This is a genomic window from Aquipseudomonas alcaligenes NBRC 14159 (assembly GCF_000467105.1).
Classification (GTDB): Bacteria; Pseudomonadota; Gammaproteobacteria; order Pseudomonadales; family Pseudomonadaceae; genus Aquipseudomonas; species Aquipseudomonas alcaligenes.
In genome coordinates, this window is record NZ_BATI01000034.1 from 59,975 (window position 1) to 78,892 (window position 18,918).

Genomic DNA, 18,918 nt, shown 5'->3' on the forward strand with positions numbered 1-18,918 from the left:
AAGAATTCAACTTATCACAAGCCAAAATTTCTCAAATAGTACCTGCGTACTTAAGGTGCGTCAGTTTCCATTGGGCTTAGCGAGACAGGGCAATGCACAACTACAAGATCGACAGCGCCGCCGTGATCGGCGCCGGCACCATGGGCCGCGGCATCGTCATCAGCCTGGCCAGCGCCGGCATCCCCGTACTGTGGCTGGACAACAACCCGCAGATGGTCGAGGCCGGCCTGCAGATGGCCGAAGACACCTGGGCCCAGCACGTCGCCAAGGGCCGCATCAGCACCGGCGAGGCCAGCCTGCGCCGCGCGCGCATCCAGGCCGTGAGCGACTATGCCGAATTGGCCGGGGTCGACCTGGTGATCGAGGCGGTGTACGAGAACCTCGAACTCAAGCAGCAGATCTTCCGCACCCTGGACAAGACCGTGAAGCAGGGTGCGATCCTCGCCAGCAACACCTCGGCCCTGGATATCGACGCCATCGCCGCCGTCACCGCGCGCCCGCAGGACGTGCTCGGCCTGCACTTCTTCAGCCCGGCGCACATCATGAAGCTGCTGGAAATCGTGCGTGGCGCCCACACCGCTCCGGCCGTGCTGGACGCCGCGCTGGGCCTCGGCCAGCGCATCGGCAAGGTCAGCGTGGTGGCCGGCAACTGCGCCGGCTTCATCGGCAACCGCATGCTGCATACCTACGTGTTCGAGGCGCGCAGCCTGCTCCTCGAAGGCGCCTACCCGCACCAGGTGGACGCCGCCCTGCAAGGCTTCGGCTTCGCCATGGGCCCGTTCCGCATGTACGACGTGGTCGGCATCGACCTGGAATGGCGCGCCCGCGAACTGGCCGGCCAGGGCCAGGACGTGGCCCAGGTGCAGGTCGACAACCGCCTGTGCGAACTCGGCCGCTTCGGCCAGAAGTCCGGCAAGGGCTACTACCTCTACGCGCCGGGCAGCCGCCAGGCCGAGCACGACCCGCAAGTGGACGCCCTGGTACAGCGCGAGAGCGAGCGCCTCGGCTACGCCCGCCGCCGCATCGGCCCGGAGGAAAGCCTCGAACGCTGCCTGCTGGCCCTGGTCAACGAGGGCGCGAAGATTCTCGAAGAAAAGATCGCCGCCAACGCCCACGACATCGACCTGGTGTACCTCAACGGCTACGGCTTCCCCGCCGACAAGGGCGGGCCGATGGCCTGGGCCGACGCCCAGGGCGTAGCGCAGATCCGCCAGCGCCTGCTGCAGCTGGCCGAGCGCTTCGGCGCGCACTGGCAGCCGGCCGGCCTGATCGACCGCCTGGTGGCCGATGGCAAACGCTTTGCCGATGTCCGGGAGGGCCGCGCATGAGCTATCTAGCCCCGCTGCGCGACATGCGCTTCGTCCTGCACGAACTGTTCGATGTCGCCGGCCACTGCGAGCGTCTGGGCAACGGCCTCGATCGCGAGCTGATCGACGGCGTGCTGGAAGAGGCCGCGGCCTTCACCGCCAACGAGATCGCCCCGCTCAACCGCAACAGCGACGAGGAAGGCTGCCAGCTGGTCGACGGCAAGGTGAGCACGCCCAAGGGCTTCCGCGCCGCCTACAAGCAGTATGTCGACAACGGCTGGGCGAGCATGACCGGGCCGCTGGACTTCGGCGGCCAGGGCTTCCCGCAGCTGGTCAGCTTCGCCTTCCACGAGATGCTGATGGGCGCCTCGCTGTCGTTCCGCATCTACTCCGGCCTCACCGAGGGCGCGGTGCTGGCGCTGGACAAACACGGCAGCAACGAGCTGAAGGACGCCTACCTGGCCAAGATGGTCGGCGGCCAGTGGACCGGCACCATGTGCCTGACCGAACCCCAGGCCGGCACCGACCTGGCCCTCCTGCGCACCCGCGCCGAGCCGCAGGCCGACGGCAGCTACAAGGTCACCGGCAACAAGATCTTTATCAGCGGCGGCGAGCAGGATCTGTCCGAGAACATCGTCCACCTGGTGCTGGCGCGCCTGCCGGACGCCCCGGCCGGGGTCAAGGGCATCAGCCTGCTGCTGGTGCCCAAGTTCATCGCCACGGCGGAAGGTGGTTTGGGTGCGAGGAACGCCCTGAGCTGCGGCGCCATCGAGCACAAGATGGGCATCAAGGGCGCCTCCACCTGCGTAATGAACTTCGACGGCGCCACCGGCTGGCTGGTCGGCGAGGCCAACCAGGGCCTGGCCTGCATGTTCACCATGATGAACGACGCGCGCTTCCAGGTCGGCCTGCAGGGCCTCGGCATCGGCGAAGCGGCCTTCCAGGGCGCCCTGAGGTATGCCAAAGAGCGCCTACAGTCGCGCGGCCTGAAAGGCGCCGTGGCGCCGGACAAGGCGGCCGATCCGATCATCAATCATCCGGACGTGCGGCGCATGCTGCTGACCCAAAAGACCCTGGTCGAAGGCTGCCGCATGCTCGCCGCCTACACCGCGCGCCAGCTCGACCTGGAGCACGGCGCCGACGAGCCGGCCGCGCGCAAGGCCGCGGCCAGGCGCGCCGCGCTGCTGATCCCGATCGTCAAGGCCTTCTTCACCGACATGGGCCAGGAAGTCGCCAGCCACGCGGTACAGGTCTACGGCGGCCACGGTTTCATCCGCGAGTGGGGCATGGAGCAGCTGATGCGCGACAGCCGCATCACCCAGCTCTACGAGGGCACCAACGGCATCCAGGCGCTCGACCTGATCCGCCGCAAGCTGCTCGGTGACGGCGGCGCCGAACTGGGCGCACTGATCGCCGAATTCAGCGAACTGTGCGACGCGCAGGCCGGCCAACCGGCGCTGGCCGAGATGGCGCACACGCTGCAGGCACGCCTGGGCGAGTGGCGCGAGCTGAGCGCCGAGGTACTCGCCCGCAGCCAGCGCGACGCCGAGGAAATCGGCGCCGCCTCGGTGGACTTCCTGCAGTACTCGGCCTATGTGTTGCTGGCCGGTTTCTGGCTGCAGGCCGCCGCCACCGCCCAGCGCGCGCTCGACGCCGGCAGCGGCGAGGCGGCCTTCTACCAGGCCAAGCTGCACAGCGCCGGGTTCTACCTGCGCCGCGTACTGCCGCGCGCCAGCAGCCACCGCGAGGCCATGCTGGGCGGCGCGGCGTGCCTGATGGCGATGCCGGAGGCCAGCTTCGCATTCTGACGCACGGCCGTAGGGCGGGTGAAAAACGCGGGTTGCACCCGCCCTACGCGGACACTGAGGTACTCGTAGGGTGGATCACGCTTCACCGATCCACCGGGTGGCGCTCCACCGAGCGGAGTCATTGGTGGATGAACAGAGCGTCATCCACCCTACTTCACTAGCAAACCGACCGAGAGCATCTGGTGAAAAAAACAAAAATAGCCCTCTCCGTACTTCTGCTGATCGCCGTGACTCTCGGCGCTCTGTACAGCTATTTCCTCTACGCCGCCAAACCAGCCGCGCCGACCCTGAGCGCCAGCCTGCAACGCGCGCAGATCGCGGTCGGCGACCGCCAGCGCGACTACGCCTACTACCTCCCCGCCAAGCTGCCGGCCAAGGCGCCGCTGCTGTTCGTGCTGCACGGCTCGCTGCAGACCCTCGACGACATGCGCACCTTCAGCGCCTACCAGTTCGAGCGCCTGGCCGACGAGCACGGCTTTATCCTCGTCTACCCGCAGGGCGTCGAGCGCAACTGGAACGACTGCCGCGCCGCGGCCGACTACCCCGCACGCCAACAGAACGTCGATGACGTCGACCTGATCGCGGCGCTGATCCAGCGCTTCGCCGCGCAGCACGGCGCCGACCCGCGGCGCGCTTTCCTCGCCGGCTATTCCAACGGCGGCCACCTGGGCCTGCGCATCGCCCTGGAGCGCCCAAACCTGCTGGCCGGCGTCGCCGCCGTGGCGGCCAGCCTGCCGACGCCCGACAACCTGGCCTGCCGGGCCGTGGCCGGCGCCACGCCGGTGCTGCTGATGAACGGCACCCGCGACCCGATCAACCCCTACAACGGCGGCCGCGTCACCCTGTTCGGCTTCGGTGATCGCGGCACCGTGCGCTCGTCCTACGCCTCGGCGCTGTACTTCGCCGAGCGCGCCGGTTACGTGGCCGCCGAGATGCGGCGCGAGAACCTGTGGCAGAACGGCGACAACCCGGCGCAGCGCGTCGAGCTCGACCGCTGGCGGGCCGCCGAGCGCGCCGAGGTCGCCCTGTTCGCCGTGATCGGCGGCGGTCATCTGCTACCCCAGGCCGGCTTCCGCGCGCCGCGCCTGCTCGGCCCGACCCTCTCCGGTTTCGACGGCCCGCAGGCCATCTGGGACTTCTTCGCCCGCCAGCGCCCCGCGCCAGCGCAGCCCTGATCGTCAGGAGGATTCGCCATGCAACCCTTCAGCTTCGCCACCACTGCGCAGATCCTCTGCGAATCCGGCGCCGCCACGCGCCTCGCCGAACTGTGCCGCGAGCGCGGCGCTCGCCGCGTGATGCTGGTGACCGACCCCGGCATCACCCGTTTCGGCCTGCTCGACGGCGTGCTGCCGGGCTTCGCCAGCGCCGGCCTGGCCGTGGAAGTGTTCGACCAGGTGATCGCCGACCCGCCCGAGGCCATCGTACTCAACGCCGTGGAGCGCGCCCGCGCGCTGGGCGCCAACTTGGTGGTCGGCTTCGGCGGCGGCAGCTCGATGGACGTGGCCAAGCTGGTCGCCCTGCTCGCCCACCCCGGCTGCCAGCAGGCGCTGCAGGACATCTATGGTGTGGGCAATGCAAAGGGCCAGCGCCTGCCGCTGATCCAGGTGCCGACCACCGCCGGCACCGGCTCGGAGGTGACGCCGATCTCCATCGTCACCACCGGCGAAACCACCAAGATGGGCGTGGTCTCGCCGCTGCTGCTGCCGGACCTGGCGCTGCTCGACGCCGAGCTGACCCTCGGCCTGCCGCCGGCGGTGACCGCCGCCACCGGCATCGACGCCATGGTCCACGCCATCGAGGCCTACACCAGCAAGATCAAGAAGAACCCGCTGTCCGACCTGCTGGCCCGCGAGGCCTTGCGCCTGCTGGCCGCCAATCTGGATGAGGCGGTGCACAACGGGCACAACCGCGAGGCACGCCAGGCCATGCTGCTCGGCGCCTGCCTGGCCGGCCAGGCTTTCGCCAACGCGCCGGTGGCGGCGGTACACGCCCTGGCCTATCCGCTCGGCGGGCATTTCCATATTCCCCATGGCCTGTCCAATGCCCTGGTGCTGCCGCATGTGCTGCGCTTCAACGCGCCGGCTGCCATGCCGCTGTACGCCGAACTGGCGCCGCTGCTGCTCGGCGAGCGCTTCAGGGAGGGCAGCGCCGAGCAGCGCTGCGCCGAGTTCATCAACGAGCTGGCCGCCCTCAACGAACGCTGCGGCCTGCCCAGCCGCCTGCGCGACGCCGGCGTGCCCGAGGCCATGCTGCCAACCCTGGCCCGCGACGCGATGCTGCAGCAGCGCCTGCTGGTGAATAACCCGCGCGAGGTCAGCGAGGCGGATGCGCTGGCGATCTACCAGGCGGCGTATTGAGTAACTCCCTCTCCCTCCGGGAGAGGGGTGGCCCAGCCAATAGCCCCAAATACAGCCCACGAATCTAACTACCCCGCGCACCACCCAGGCCCTAGGCTGGTACGCAAGCACGACGAGAACCGCCCCATGAGCCAGCCCGAACACCTGCGCAGCGACTACGTCCACTTCCAGCCGATCACCACGCGCTGGCACGACAACGACCTCTACGGCCATGTCAACAACGTCGTCTACTACGGCTTCTTCGACAGCGCGGTGAACACCTACCTGATCGAAGTCGGCGGCCTGGATATCCACGAGGGCGAGGTGATCGGCTTCGTGGTCAGTTCGTCCTGCGACTACTTCGCTTCCATCGCCTTCCCCGAGCGCATCGAGGTCGGCCTGCGCGTCAGCAAGCTGGGCAACAGCTCGGTGCAGTACGAGCTGGCCATTTTCAAACAGGGCGAAGACGAAGCCTGCGCCGCCGGGCGCTTCGTCCATGTGTTCGTCGACCGCGCCAGCAACCGGCCGGTGCCGATTCCCGAAACCCTGCGCCAGGCGCTCGCGCGCCTGCTGCGCGACTGACAAAAAGCCATAACAGAGGATTCCGCCATGCAAGACGCCGTCATCGTTTCCACCGCCCGCACGCCGATCGCCAAGGCCTTCCGCGGCGCCTTCAACGACCTCAAGTCGCCGTCCATGGCCGCCGTCGCCCTGCGCGCCGCCGTCGAGCGCGCCGGCATCGAGCCGGGCGAGATCGAGGACGTGGTGATGGGCACCGCCATGCAGGGCGGCACCGCCTCCACCAACCTCGGCCGCCTGGCGTTGCTGGCCGCCGGCCTGCCGCTGTCGGTCAGCGGGCAGACCATCGACCGCCAGTGCGCCTCCGGCCTGATGGCGATTTCCATCGCCGCCAAACAGATCATGGTCGACGGCATGGCCGTGACCGTCGGCGCCGGCCAGGAGCAGATCAGCCTGGTGCAGAACACCCACATGAAGTGGACCGCCACCGACTACGATCCGGCCGTGGTGAAGATGGCCGAGCACGCCTACATGCCGATGCTGCAGACCGCCGAGCTGGTGGCCAAGCGCTACGGCATCAGCCGCGAAGCCCAGGACGCCTACTCCCTGCAATCGCAACAACGCACCGCTGCGGCCCAGGCCGCCGGCCTGTTCGCCAATGAAATCGTCCCGGTCACCGCGCGCAAGAAGCTGGTGGATAAAGAAACCGGCGCTGTCACCTTTGAAGACGTGACCCTGAGCATCGACGAAGGCAACCGCCCGCAAACCGTGCTGGAGGACCTGACCAAGCTCAAGCCGGTCATCGAAGGCGGCTGCATCACCGCCGGCAACGCCAGCCAGCTGTCCGACGGCGCCAGCGCCAGCGTACTGATGAGCGGCAGCCTGGCCGCCCAGCGCGGCATCGCCCCGCTCGGCCTCTATCGCGGCATCGCCGTGGCCGGCCTGGCCCCGGAAGAGATGGGCATCGGCCCGGTGTTCGCCGTGCCGAAACTGCTCAAGCAGCACGGCCTGACCGTCGACGACATCGGCCTGTGGGAACTCAACGAAGCCTTCGCCTGCCAGGTGCTGTACAGCGCGCAGAAGCTCGGCATCGACCCGACCAAGCTCAACGTCAACGGCGGCGCGATTTCCATCGGCCACCCCTACGGCATGAGCGGCGCGCGCATGGTCGGCCACGCCCTGCTGGAAGGTAAGCGCCGTGGCGTGAAGTACGTGGTGATCACCATGTGCGTCGGTGGCGGCATGGGTGCGGCGGGGCTGTTCGAGGTGCTCTGAGCCCCGTGCGGCAAACGCGAAAACGCAGGCTCAGGCCTGCGTTTTCGTTTCTGCGGTACTCAGTTGCCGCGGTAGGTGGAGAAACCGTACGGGCTCAGCAGCAGCGGGATGTGGTAGTGCGCCACGCTGCCGTCGACCTCGAAGATCACCGGCACTTCCGGGAAGAAGGTCGCGGTCGCGTGCTGCTTGAACCAGGCGCCGGTTTCGAAGGTGACGCGGTAGGTGCCGCTTTCCAGCTTCTTACCCTCGGGATAGAGCGCGGTGATGCGGCCCTGCTCGTTGGTCGTGCCCTCGTTCAGCTTGTTCCAGCGCTCGCCGTCGAGCTTTTCCAGGCTGACCTCGACACCCGGCGACGGCAGGCCGTCCTGCAGGTTGAGGACGTGCACGCTGAGCGGGTTGCCGGCGGCCAGGACGAGGGTGGACAGGCCGCTCAGGGCGCTACCGAGCAGCAGGTTTTTCAGCATCTTCATGGTGGATCTCCAGTTCAGGGTTGGGTGGGTAGAACCTGGGCGATGGCCTGCAGCGCGCAGCCTTCGTCGAATTGCGCGCCGCCGGCACCGGCCACGCCGATGGCGCCAATCACCTGGTCAGCCACCTTCAGCGGTACGCCGCCGCCGAGTAGCAGCAGTTCATCGAGGGTGTTGAGGTTTTCCGCGTCGGGGGTGCTGCGCGCACGCTCGGCCAATAGGCCGGTGGCGGTCTTGGTCGACAGCGCGGTGAAGGCCTTGCGCTGCGCGGCCAGGGTGTTGTGCGGGCCGACGTTGTCGTCGCGCTGCAGCGCCACCAGGTTGCCGCCCCGGTCGACGACGGCGGCGACCGCGCTGCGGCCTTCGGCATGGCAGGCGGCCAGGGTGGCGTCGAGCAACTGGTTGGCCAGGGCCAGGCTGACATCGGCGCGCTGCGTCACCGCCGGGGTCTCGGCCCAGGCCGGGCTCGCCGCCAGGGCCAGGGCGAGCAGCGACAGTGCGGTAGGGGTTCGGATGGTCATGCGGTTCTCCCGGATAAGGCTCGGCTGAGCCAGTGGCGGGCATCTTGCCCAGCCCTTCCGCACAGACCGATTGCCGGCGGATTACCAATTTGTAATGGGAGAGAAGCGCGGATCGACCTAGGCTATGCGTCTGCAGTGGAGGTCGGCATGCGTATCCTGGTGGTTGAAGACGAAGCGAAGACGGCGGATTACCTGCGCAAGGGTCTGAGCGAATCCGGCTATGCGGTGGAGGTCGCCGCCAATGGCCTGGACGGCCTGCACCTGGTGCAGGAGGAAGAGTTCGACCTGATCATCCTCGACGTCATGCTGCCGGGCATCGATGGCTGGCAGCTGCTGCAGATCATCCGCCGCCAGCTGCAGACCCCGGTGCTGTGCCTCACCGCCCGTGATGCCGTCGAGGACCGTGTGCGCGGCCTGGAGCTGGGCGCCGACGATTACCTGGTCAAACCCTTCTCCTACGCCGAGCTGCTGGCCCGCGTGCGCAGCCTGCTGCGCCGGGGGCCGCCACGGGAAACCGAGCACTTCGAGGTCGCCGACCTGCAGCTCGACCTGCTCAAGCGCAAGGTCACCCGCAGTGGCGAGCGCCTCAACCTGACCAACAAGGAATTCGCCCTGCTGCACCTGCTGCTGAGCCGCCAGGGCGAAGTGCTGTCGCGCTCGCTGATCGCCTCGCATGTCTGGCAGATGAACTTCGACAGCGACACCAACGTGGTCGACGTGGCCATCCGCCGCCTGCGCGCCAAGGTCGACGATCCCTACCCGCTCAAGCTGATCCATACCGTGCGTGGCATCGGCTACCTGCTGGACCTGCAGCCATGAGGCTCTGGCCGAAAACCCTGAGCCTGCGCCTGGCGCTGATGTTCGCCCTGGTCGGCGTGCTGCTGCTCGGCGCCCTGGGCTTCTTCCTGTACCAGTCGCTGCAGCGCGAAATCGCCTGGCGCGACGACCAGGCCCTGCTCGGCCGCCTGCAGCGCATGCAGGCCCTGCTCGATGACGCCGCCAGCATCGAGGCGCTGCGTCGGCGCCCGCAGCTGTACGAGAACATGCTGGGCAACCGCGACAACCTGCTGTGGATAGTCGATGCCCAGGGCCAGCCACTGATCGAGGTGAACCCGCCGGCCCTGCCGCTGCCGAACCTGCCAGCAGCACCTGAGCCCCGGCTGGCCGATGCACCAGGCAACCCCACCCTGCGCCTGGCCTGGCTCGATGTGCCGCGCCCGGGCGGCTCGCTGCGGCTGATCGCCGGAAAGCTGGCCAGCGAGCGCGAGCAGATGCTCGCCGCCTATCGCCTGAAGATTGGCCTGGCGCTGGGCGTCGGTGCACTGCTGGCCTTCGCCCTCGGCGCCCTGGTCAGCCAGCGCGGGCTGCGCCCGGTGCGCCAGCTGGCCCGGCAGGCCGCCAGCATCGATACACAGCACCTGCACCTGCGCCTGCAGGGCTTTGCCGAGGTGGGCGAGCTGAGCGCCCTGAGCCAGGCCCTGAACCAGATGCTCGACCGCCTGGAGCAGGGCTTCGCCCAGCTCTCGCGCTTCTCCGAGGACCTGGCCCACGAGATGCGCACGCCGCTGAGCAACCTGATGGGCCAGACCCAGCAGGCGCTGCGCCACTCGCGTTCGGTGGAGGATTACCAGAACCTGCTGGTGTCCAATCAGGAGGAGTACGAGCGCCTGGCGCGGATGATCGACAGCATGCTGTTCCTCGCCCGCACCGAGCAGCCGAAGGCGGCGATCCAACGCGAAGCGGTCAACCTGCAGGCGCTCGGCGAGCAGCTGTGCGACTACTTCGAGGGCATGGCCCAGGAACGCGACCTCACCCTGCTCAACCAGGCCAGCGGACAACTGCATGCCGAGCCGCAGCTGCTGCGCCGCGCCCTGGCCAACCTGCTGGCCAACGCCCTGCGCCACGCCACGCCGCACAGCCGCGTGACCCTCGGCAGCACCTGCACGGCCACGGGCGTGACCCTCAGCGTGCACAACCTCGGCGAGCCGATCGGCGCACAGCACCTGCCGCATCTGTTCGAGCGCTTCTACCGCTGCGACCCTTCACGCCATCAGCCGGGCGACTCCGGCGGCCTGGGCCTGGCGATCGTGCGTTCGATCATGCAGGCACACGGCGGCCAGGTCAGCGTCAGCAGCGATAGCGACGGCACCCTCTTCCGCCTGCACTTCCCGAGCTGACGGCCGCGCAGCGGCGCCACTCATGCAAACCCGGCAGTGGCCTTCACAGCTGCTCGGGTGCCCGCTCGCACAGTACCTTGAGCGCCTGCACCCACTGCGGGTGGTCGTTCAGGCAGGGCACCAGCACCAGATCCTCGCCGCCCGCCTCGCGGAACTGCTCGCGGCCGCGGTCGCCGATTTCCTCCAGGGTCTCGATGCAGTCGGCGACGAAGGCCGGGCACATCACCAGCAGCTTCTTCACCCCGGCCTTGGCCAGCTCGTCCAGGCGCGCCTCGGTATAGGGCTCGATCCACTTGGCGCGGCCCAGGCGCGACTGGAAAGCCACCGACCACTTGCCGGCCGGTAGCCCGGCGCGCTCGGCGAACAGCTCGGCGCTGCGCAGGCACTGGGCGCGGTAGCAGTTGGCGAGCACCTGCGGCGAGGCGTTCTTGCAGCAGTCGGCGCCTTTCAGGCAATGACCGGTTGGGTCCAGCTTATGCAGATGGCGCTCCGGCAGGCCGTGGAAGCTCAGCAGCAGGTGGTCGAAGTCCTGCTCGAGATAGGGCTTGGCGCTCTCCGCCAGCGCGTCGACGTACTCCGGCTGGGCGTAGAACGGCGCCAGCTCGGCGAATTGCAGGGCCAGGCCGCGCTCGCGCACCACCCGCCGCACTTCCTGCAGCGCGGTGGTGGTGGTGCTATCGGCGAACTGCGGATAGAGCGGCGCCAGGGTGACTTTCTTCACGCCCCGGGCCGCCAGGCCAACCAGCACCTTCTCGATCGACGGCTCGCCGTAACGCATGGCCAGTTCCACCGGGCCATGCGGCCAGTGCGGCGCCATGGCCTGTTGCAGACGGCGACTGAGCACCACCAGCGGCGAGCCCTCCTCCCACCAGATCGAGGCATAGGCGTGTGCCGACTGCGCCGGACGCTTGAGCAGGATCAGCGACACCAGCAGCCGGCGTACCGGCCAGGGCAGGTCGATCACGTAGGGGTCCATGAGGAACTGATTGAGGTAGCGACGCACGTCGGCCACCTCCGTGGAAGCCGGCGAACCCAGGTTGAGCAACAGCAGGGCGTGATCGGTCATGCGGAGTCCTTGAGCAGGTCGGCCAGGGCCGAGTCGAGGTCGGTGAAGCGAAATACGTAGCCATCGGCCAGTGCGCGCTGGGGCAGGGCCTTCTGCCCGCCGAGCAGCAGGCCAGAAAGCTCGCCCAGGCCCAGCCTGAGCAGTGGCCCAGGCACCGGCAACAAGGCCGGACGGTGCAGTGCCCGGCCCAGGGCGCGGGCGAAATCCCTGTTCCTGGCCGGCTGCGGCGCGCAGGCATTATAGGGACCGCGCGCGTCGTCCCGCTGCAAGAGAAAATCGATCAGGCCGATTTGATCCTGCAGGTGGATCCACGGCATCCACTGCCGGCCGTTGCCGATCGGCCCACCCAAGCCCAGGCGGAACGGCAGCAGCAGGCGCTTGAGAAAACCGCCCTCGCTGGCCAGGACCAGCCCGGTGCGCAGCAGCACCACGCGCATGCCGAGGGCCTCGGCGCGCTGCGCCGTCTCTTCCCAGGCGCCGCACAGCTGGGCGGCGAAGTCCTCGACCACCGGCGCATCGCTCTCGTGCAGCTCGCGCTCGCCAGCGTCGCCGTACCAACCCACGGCGGACCCGGAGATCAGCACCCGCGGCCGCTGCGGGCGCGCTTCCAGCCAGGCCAGCAGACGCTCGGTCAGCGCCACCCGGCTGTCCCACAGCAGCGCCTTGCGCTTGTTGGTCCAGGGCCGGTCGGCGATTGGGGCGCCGGCCAGGTTGATCACCGCATCGAGCGGCGCATCGGCCAGCTCCTCGAGCCGCGCGATGCCGCGCACCCCGTTGCCACAGAGCGCCGCGACCCGCTCGGGACGCCGGCTCCAGACGGTCAGCTGGTGGCCCTGGCGCAGCCAGAGCTGGCACAGGGCCCGCCCGATCAGCCCGGTGCCGCCGGTCAGCAATATGTGCATGGCGTCCTCCTCACATGGCGCGAACCCGCGGTTGCGCCCTAGTCTGAACATTGAGCCCAGGTCATATGTCTTGATTATCGACGAGGATCAGGCGGTCACGGAAGAAAATTCTGTACAGAAAATCAGATTGTACAGATTTTCCCGAGCGCGTAGCCTGAGATAAAGACAACGAGGTCAAACATGAACGCCCCCATTGCCATCATCGGAACCGGCCTGGCCGGATTGTCCGCCGCCCAGGCCCTGCATGCTGCCGGCCTGCCAGTCGAGCTGTTCGACAAGAGCCGCGGCAGTGGCGGACGCATGGCCAGCAAGCGCAGCGATGCCGGCTCGCTGGACCTGGGCGCGCAATACTTCACAGCGCGTGATCGCCGCTTCGTCGAAGTGGTGCAGCAGTGGCAGGCGCGCGGCTGGGTCGCCGAATGGGACCCGCAGCTCTACCAGTACAACCAGAACGGCCTGCAGCCCTCGCCGGACGAGCAGCTGCGCTGGGTCGGCGCACCGCGCATGAGCTCCATCAGCCGCGCGCTGCTCGGCGCCCTGCCGGTGCACTTCGGCTGCCGCATCACCGAGGTGTTCCGTGGCGAACAGCACTGGGGCCTGCAGGACGCCGAGGGCAACAGCCACGGCCCCTACAGCAGCGTGATCGTCGCCACCCCGGCACCGCAGGCCACCGCCCTGCTGGCCGCCGCGCCCAAGCTGGCCAGCGCCGCCGCCAGCGTGATCATGGAGCCGACCTGGGCCGTGGCCCTGGGCTTCGAGACTGCGCTGCAGACCCCGGTACAGGGCTGCTTCGTGCAGGACAGCGCGATCGACTGGCTGGCGCGCAACCGCAGCAAGCCGGGCCGTGATGGCGCGCTGGACACCTGGGTGCTGCACGCTAGCAGCAGCTGGAGCCGGCAGCACCTGGACCTGCCCAAGGAGGCGGTGATCGAACAGCTGCACGGCGCCTTCGCCGAGCTGATCGGCTGCGCCGTGCCGGCACCGGCCTTCAGCCTGGCGCATCGCTGGCTCTACGCGCGCCCGGCCAGCGCCCACGAGTGGGGCGCCCTGGCCGACGCCGACCTGGGCCTGTACGCCTGCGGCGACTGGTGCCTGTCCGGCCGCGTCGAGGGCGCCTGGCTGAGCGGCCAGGAAGTCGCGCGGCGCCTGCTGGAGCACCGCCAGTGAGGCCCGGCCGGATCAACCCGCGCAAGCTGCTGCTGTCGAAATGGACGGCACGCGCGCCGCGCAATCGCGAGCGCCACTTCCTGGTCACCGAGCTGCATCGTGACGACGCCGGCGAGGTGCTGGCGATCGACCTGCAGGCCGTGCTCACCGGGCGCAGCGAACGCCTGGACTGGCACCAGCTGGAAGACACCGAGCGCTGGCAGATGGGCTGGAAGTAGCGTCTGTGGGACAATGCCGGCCCCGCCCGCCGAACCGCCCGTCATGCGTCAGAAAAGCCATCCGCCCCGCCAGCCCAAGGCCATCGCCAAGGGTCAACTGCACCCGCGCAACCGCCACCAGGGCCGCTACGACTTCCCCAGGCTGATCGAGGCCAGCCCGGAGCTGGGGCGCTTCGTCATCCTCAACCCCTACGGCAAGCAGAGCATCGACTTCGCCGACCCCGAGGCGGTGCGCGTGTTCAACCGCGCGCTGATGCGCCAGCTGTACGGCATCGCCCACTGGGACATTCCGCCCGGCTACCTGTGCCCGCCAATCCCCGGCCGGGCCGACTACCTGCATGGCCTGGCCGATCTGCTGGCCGAAAGCAGCGATGGCGCCATCGCACGCGGCAAAGGGGTGCGTGTGCTGGACATCGGCACCGGGGCCAACTGCATCTACCCGCTGCTCGGCCACAGCGACTACGGCTGGCGCTTCGTCGGCTCGGACATCGACCCGGTCGCCCTGGCCGCCGCTCGCAGCATCGTCCAGGCCAACGGCCTCGGTGATGCCATCGAGCTGCGTCAGCAGCACGAGCCGCAGCACATTTTCCAGGGCCTGCTGGCCAGCGACGAGCGCTTCACCCTGACCCTGTGCAACCCGCCCTTCCACGCCTCTGCCGCCGAGGCGGCCAGCGGCAGCACACGCAAATGGAAGAACCTCGGCAAGCTCGACCCCAAGCGCAAACTGCCGGTGCTGAACTTCGGCGGGCAGAGCAACGAGCTGTGGTGCGCGGGCGGCGAAGTGGCCTTCCTGCGACGCATGGCCCGCGAGAGCGCAACGGCGGCCGGGCAGGTGCTGTGGTTCAGCAGCCTGGTGTCCAAGGCCGGCAACCTGGCGGCGTTCAACGCCGCCCTGCAGCAGGCCGGCGCCCTGAAGGTCCGCCAGGTGGACATGGCCCAGGGCAACAAGCAGAGTCGCTTCGTCGCCTGGACCTTCCACGACGTGGCCGCACGTCGCGCCTGGCTGAAAGGTATCGCCGACAGCACCCCGAACTGACTATGCTGACCAGGTAACAGCTTCAGGGAGTTCGGGAGTCCCCATGCGCTGGAAAAGCCTGCTGACCATCTGCTGCCTGTCCTGGTGCATCAGTACCCAGGCGCAGCCACGCGAGTTGCAGATCAGCGTCGGCGACTGGCCGCCCTACCTGTCCACCGACCAGCGCCACAATGGCGTGATGGCCCACATCATCAGCGACCTCTTCACCGAGGAAGGCTACAAGGTCAACTTCCGCTTCCTGCCCTGGCCACGCGCCTATTCCGATGCCGCCGCCGGCAAGTTCGACGCCACCGGCGTGTGGATGCACAAGCGCGAGCGCGAGACCGACTTCCTGTTCAGCGCGCCATTGCTGGACGAGCAGTTCGTGTTCTTCCACCTCAAGTCGGTACCCTTCGACTGGCAGCAGTTCGACGACCTGACCGGCATGACCCTCGGCGGCGGCCTGGAATACAGCTATGGCCCCGGCTTCGACGCGTTCCTCGCCCGGGGCAAGGTGCGCATGGAACGGGTCTCCAGCGACCAGCAGAACTTCGAGAAGCTGCTCAAGGAGCGCATCGTGCTCTACCCGCAGGAGGTCAACGTTGGCTATGCGGCGCTACGCAGCCAGTTCACCCCGGCCGAGCGCGCGCGCATCACCCACCACCCCAAACCGCTGCTGGTCAACCAGAGCTACCTGATGCTGCCCAAGCGCCTGGCCGACAGCGAAGCCCTGATGCAGCGCTTCAACCAGCGCCTGCAGGCGTTCCGCGACAGCGGCCGCTACGACCGCTACTTCCATGACCTGCAGGCCGGCAAGTACATGCTCACCGAGGAAGAGGCGACCCAGGCCTCGGCCGAATAGGCTGGCTGCGCATTACATCGCCCATTCGTTGACCACCATGTGCGTCTTCACTCGCTGCATGCCGGGAAATCCCTCGATCACCCCGCGGATCTCCGCCAGGCGCGCCATACTCGCCGCCTCCACCTGCACCAGCATGTCGGTCTCGCCGCTGATGCCGCAGCACTGGCGGATTTCCGGATAGGCGCGCATGCGCTCGACATAGTCCTGGCAGCGACCGTCCTTGTAGAACAGTTCGAGGAACGCCTTGACCCCGCTCCCGGCCGGGTCGGCCACCTGCGCGTGGTAGCCGCGGATCACCCCGGACTGCTCCAGCTGGCGGATGCGCTCGCCCACCGCCGAACGCGACAGGTTGACCTCGCGGGCGATCTGGCTGACGGAGGTGCGCGCATCCTGGCGCAGCAGGGCGATGATCTGGCGATCGAACTTGTCCACGGTGGTTCTCGGCGGCCGGCAGTTTGACGGGGGATTCCGCCACATTGCCGGCAATCGGCGGCGACCTGCGCGCGGCGGCGCCCGTAACATGGCGGGATCGAAAGGAAGGAGCGAGCATACATCATGAGCCGGCTGAACAAGGAACTGGGCCTGCTGCAGGGCATCGCCCTGCTCAGCACCTCGCTGCTGGGCACCGGTATCTTCGTGGTGCCGGCCCTGGCCGCCACCGCCGCCGGCTCGGCCTCGCTGTGGGCCTGGCTGATCCTGATCGCCCTGGTGCTGCCGGTGGCCTTCACCTTCGCCCAGCTGGGCCGCCACTTCCCCCATGCCGGCGGCGCGCCGCACCTGATCGGCCGTGCCTTCGGCGCGCGCAGCGAGCGGCTGATCGCCCTGCTGTTTCTCGCCGTGCTGCCGGTGGGCCTGCCGGCGGCGCTGAACATCGCCACCGGCTTCTGGCAGGCGGTACTGCCCATCGGCCGTGGCGAGGCGCTGCTGATCCAGTTCGCCACCCTCGGCCTGATGCTCCTGCTCGGCCAGCGCCCGGCTCGGGCCAGCGGCCTGGTGCAGGGGCTGATCGCCCTGGCCATCCTCGGCACCGTCGGCCTGGTCTGGTGGGTCGGCGACCTGCCGCTGGCCAGCCAGCCGCTGTTGCCGCCGATCGACGGCTCCTGGCAGCTGATTCCCGCCGCGCTGGGGGTGATGTTCTGGTGCTTTGTCGGCATCGAGGCCTTCACCCACCTGGGCGAGGAGTTCAAGCACCCGCGGCGCGACTTCCCCCTCGCCCTGCTGCTCGGCGTGCTGCTGGCCGGCCTGGTGTACTGGGCCTTCTCGGTGGCGGTGCTGAGCTTCGGCGTGTACGGCAACGAGCACAGTGACGCCGCCTCGCTGCCGCGCCTGATGCACAGGCTGCTCGGCGATGAGGCGCGCTGGCTGGTTGCGGCCGTCGGCTACCTGGCCTGCTTCGCCTCGATGAACGTCTATGTGCAGGGCTTTGCCCGGCTGATCTGGAGCCTGGCCGACGAGGACAAACTGCCCTCCGCCCTGGCCGTGCGCAACCGCCACGGCGTGCCGGCCCGCGCCCTGCTGCTGGTGGTGCTGATCTGCGCCCTGTGCGCCGCCATGGCCGCCGTACTGCAACTGTCGGTGGACGACCTGATCCGCTACGCCAACGGCAACTTCATCGTCGTCTACCTGCTCAGCATGGCCGCCGGCGTGGTGCTGCTGCGCGGCGTCTGGCGCTGGGTCGCCGGCCTCAGCTGCGCGCTCTGCGGCCTGGTGCTGCTGGCCCTGGGCGTGGATGCGCTGTATGCCCTGGTCCTGCTCGGCGGCTTCGCCCTGCTCGATCGCTGGCGCGAGCGCCAGCGCACACCGGCAAGCCTGCAGAGCTGAGGCGGTTCCGGCTATCCTCAGGCAGGGATAGCCTCAAGGACCGACCATGCGCCGCATTCTGCGTGACCTGAAAATCCTCATTCTCGCCAACCTGTGGCTGGTGCCGGTACTGGCCGGCCTGGTGGGCGCGCTGTTCTACTTCGTCGCCCCGCCGCCGCCCATGCATGCACGCCTGGCCACTGGCGCCGAAGGCGGTGGCTACCATGCCTTCGCCGAACGCCTGCGCACCGAACTGGCCGAACAGGGCTTCGAGCTGGAGCTGGTGCCGAGCCTGGGCTCGCAGGCCAACCTGGCCAAGCTGCTGGACGGCTCCGTCGAGCTGGCCCTGGTGCAGAGCGGCCAGGAGCTCAACCTGGCGCCGGAGGCACGCGACACACTGACCGGCCTCGGCGTGATGTACCGCGAGCCGCTGTGGCTGTTCACCGGCCCCAAGGTGAAGTTCGAGCGCCTGGCCGACCTGAAGCAACTGCGCCTGGCCATCGGCTCGGCAGACAGCGGCACCCAGGCGGTGACCGCCGCGCTGTTCGCGGCCAACCGCATCACCCCGGCCGACTATCCGAAGCAATGGCAGCCGCTGGGTGGCAGCCGTGCCGCCGACGCGCTGGTGGCCGGCGAGCTGGACGCTGCCTTCTTCGTCGGCCCGGCGGAGAATCCGCTGATCCAGCGCCTGGCCGCCGAACCGAAACTGCGCCTGGTCGGCCTGCGCCGCACCCAGGCCTACCTGGCCCGCCTGCCGCACCTGAGCCGCCTGGAAGTGGGCGAAGGCATGCTCGATATGGCGCGCAACACGCCCGACCGCGACATCGTCACCCTCGGCCCGGTGGCGACTCTGGTGGCCGGCGAGAACTTCCATCCCTCGCTGACCCCGCTCATCCTCGAAGCCGCGCGCGAGGTGCTCAAGGACGGCAGCCTGCTCGATGCCGCCGGCAGCTATCCGCAGCGCCCGCCGCGCTCGCTCGCCACCCTGAGCGAGGCCGAGTACTACTACGACAAGGGCCTGCCGATCCTGCAGCGTTACCTGCCGTTCCGCATCGCCTCGCTGGCCGACCGCTACATCATCCTCGCCATCCCGCTGGTGATCCTGCTGTTCCCGCTGTTCAAGGCCATCGGGCCGATCTACCAGTGGCGCATCCGCGCGCGCATCTACCGCTGGTACAAGCACCTGCGCGAGATCGACCAGCAGCTGTACAAGGGCAAGCTCGGCGGCGATATCGGTGCCGAGATCGAGCGCCTGGAGAAGCTCGAGGACGAGCTGGCGCGGGTCGAGGTGCCGCTGTCCTATTCCAGCGAGCTGTACGAGCTGCACATGCACCTGCGCTACATGATCGAGCGTCTGCACGCCGTGCAGCGGCGCCAGGCACTAGCGCCGGCGCAATAAAAAAGCCCCGCCAGGGCGATCCTGGCGGGGCTTTTTGTTCAGGCGTGGATCACTTGATCCAGTGCTTGCCCCAGTGGGG

The 18,918-nt window shown here is 68.6% G+C and carries 19 protein-coding genes; 14 read left to right on the forward strand and 5 right to left on the reverse strand.

All coding sequences use genetic code 11. The features are described 5' to 3' along the window. Positions 1-92 precede the first annotated feature (92 nt). From PA6_RS17585 to PA6_RS17610, 6 genes are all read left to right on the forward strand, one after another. Positions 93-1,328, forward strand: a complete 1,236-nt coding sequence (locus PA6_RS17585; RefSeq protein WP_021702305.1) for a 3-hydroxyacyl-CoA dehydrogenase — start codon at positions 93-95, stop codon at positions 1,326-1,328. Beyond that, positions 1,325-3,115, forward strand: coding sequence for an acyl-CoA dehydrogenase C-terminal domain-containing protein (locus tag PA6_RS17590; RefSeq protein WP_021702306.1), 1,791 nt, complete (start codon positions 1,325-1,327; stop codon positions 3,113-3,115). The genes PA6_RS17585 and PA6_RS17590 overlap by 4 nt, the downstream gene beginning before the upstream one ends. 182 nt (positions 3,116-3,297) lie before the next feature. Continuing rightward, positions 3,298-4,290, forward strand: coding sequence for an alpha/beta hydrolase family esterase (locus PA6_RS17595; RefSeq protein WP_021702307.1), 993 nt, complete (start codon positions 3,298-3,300; stop codon positions 4,288-4,290). A gap of 18 nt (positions 4,291-4,308) precedes the next feature. Then, positions 4,309-5,472: an iron-containing alcohol dehydrogenase gene (locus PA6_RS17600; protein ID WP_021702308.1), complete on the forward strand. Its 1,164-nt coding sequence runs from the start codon at positions 4,309-4,311 to the stop codon at positions 5,470-5,472. Between the two features lie 126 nt (positions 5,473-5,598). Beyond that, on the forward strand, positions 5,599-6,033 hold the full coding sequence (locus PA6_RS17605) for an acyl-CoA thioesterase (protein WP_021702309.1): 435 nt from the start codon (positions 5,599-5,601) through the stop codon (positions 6,031-6,033). A gap of 27 nt (positions 6,034-6,060) precedes the next feature. Further along, positions 6,061-7,245: an acetyl-CoA C-acyltransferase gene (locus tag PA6_RS17610; RefSeq protein WP_021702310.1), complete on the forward strand. Its 1,185-nt coding sequence runs from the start codon at positions 6,061-6,063 to the stop codon at positions 7,243-7,245. A gap of 59 nt (positions 7,246-7,304) precedes the next feature. Here the strand turns inward: PA6_RS17610 and uraH are convergent, their stop codons facing one another. Further along, a complete protein-coding gene (uraH, locus tag PA6_RS17615) occupies positions 7,305-7,715 on the reverse strand; it encodes a hydroxyisourate hydrolase (RefSeq protein WP_021702311.1) in 411 nt (136 codons plus the stop codon). Between the two features lie 14 nt (positions 7,716-7,729). Beyond that, a complete protein-coding gene (locus PA6_RS17620) occupies positions 7,730-8,227 on the reverse strand; it encodes a GlcG/HbpS family heme-binding protein (protein ID WP_370453139.1) in 498 nt (165 codons plus the stop codon). A gap of 153 nt (positions 8,228-8,380) precedes the next feature. Here PA6_RS17620 and PA6_RS17625 point away from each other — a divergent pair, with 153 nt between their 5' ends. Next, positions 8,381-9,052, forward strand: a complete 672-nt coding sequence (locus PA6_RS17625) for a heavy metal response regulator transcription factor (RefSeq protein WP_021702313.1) — start codon at positions 8,381-8,383, stop codon at positions 9,050-9,052. After that, complete coding sequence (locus PA6_RS17630; RefSeq protein ID WP_021702314.1) at positions 9,049-10,410, forward strand: heavy metal sensor histidine kinase; 1,362 nt, start codon at positions 9,049-9,051, stop codon at positions 10,408-10,410. The genes PA6_RS17625 and PA6_RS17630 overlap by 4 nt, the downstream gene beginning before the upstream one ends. A gap of 43 nt (positions 10,411-10,453) precedes the next feature. On the opposite strand, the gene hemH is transcribed toward PA6_RS17630, so the two are convergent. Together hemH and PA6_RS17640 are read right to left on the reverse strand one after the other, a co-directional pair. Further along, entirely contained in the window at positions 10,454-11,476 is a 1,023-nt protein-coding gene (hemH, locus tag PA6_RS17635; protein WP_021702315.1) for a ferrochelatase, read from the reverse strand. Continuing rightward, positions 11,473-12,378, reverse strand: a complete 906-nt coding sequence (locus tag PA6_RS17640) for a TIGR01777 family oxidoreductase (RefSeq protein WP_021702316.1) — start codon at positions 12,376-12,378, stop codon at positions 11,473-11,475. Before PA6_RS17640 ends, hemH begins: the two co-directional genes overlap by 4 nt. 180 nt (positions 12,379-12,558) lie before the next feature. Between PA6_RS17640 and PA6_RS17645 the strand changes: the two genes are divergently transcribed. From PA6_RS17645 to PA6_RS17660, 4 genes are read left to right on the forward strand one after another with little or no spacing between them, the layout of a single operon-like run. Further along, positions 12,559-13,545 carry an NAD(P)/FAD-dependent oxidoreductase gene (locus PA6_RS17645; protein WP_021702317.1) on the forward strand — a complete coding sequence of 329 codons (987 nt, stop codon included), beginning with the start codon at positions 12,559-12,561 and terminating at the stop codon, positions 13,543-13,545. Then, complete coding sequence (locus tag PA6_RS17650) at positions 13,542-13,763, forward strand: TIGR02450 family Trp-rich protein (protein ID WP_021702318.1); 222 nt, start codon at positions 13,542-13,544, stop codon at positions 13,761-13,763. The genes PA6_RS17645 and PA6_RS17650 overlap by 4 nt, the downstream gene beginning before the upstream one ends. A gap of 13 nt (positions 13,764-13,776) precedes the next feature. After that, entirely contained in the window at positions 13,777-14,799 is a 1,023-nt protein-coding gene (rlmF, locus tag PA6_RS17655) for a 23S rRNA (adenine(1618)-N(6))-methyltransferase RlmF (RefSeq protein ID WP_021702319.1), read from the forward strand. A gap of 43 nt (positions 14,800-14,842) precedes the next feature. After that, the gene (locus tag PA6_RS17660) at positions 14,843-15,640 is read left to right on the forward strand and encodes a substrate-binding periplasmic protein (RefSeq protein WP_021702320.1); all 798 of its coding nucleotides are present in this window, start codon (positions 14,843-14,845) and stop codon (positions 15,638-15,640) included. A gap of 12 nt (positions 15,641-15,652) precedes the next feature. Here the strand turns inward: PA6_RS17660 and PA6_RS17665 are convergent, their stop codons facing one another. Then, positions 15,653-16,072: an Lrp/AsnC family transcriptional regulator gene (locus PA6_RS17665; RefSeq protein ID WP_021702321.1), complete on the reverse strand. Its 420-nt coding sequence runs from the start codon at positions 16,070-16,072 to the stop codon at positions 15,653-15,655. 123 nt (positions 16,073-16,195) lie between these two features. Here PA6_RS17665 and yjeH point away from each other — a divergent pair, with 123 nt between their 5' ends. Continuing rightward, complete coding sequence (gene yjeH / locus PA6_RS17670; RefSeq protein ID WP_021702322.1) at positions 16,196-17,461, forward strand: L-methionine/branched-chain amino acid transporter; 1,266 nt, start codon at positions 16,196-16,198, stop codon at positions 17,459-17,461. Between the two features lie 46 nt (positions 17,462-17,507). Beyond that, positions 17,508-18,839, forward strand: a complete 1,332-nt coding sequence (locus tag PA6_RS17675; protein ID WP_021702323.1) for a TAXI family TRAP transporter solute-binding subunit — start codon at positions 17,508-17,510, stop codon at positions 18,837-18,839. Positions 18,840-18,918: the final 79 nt, after the last annotated feature.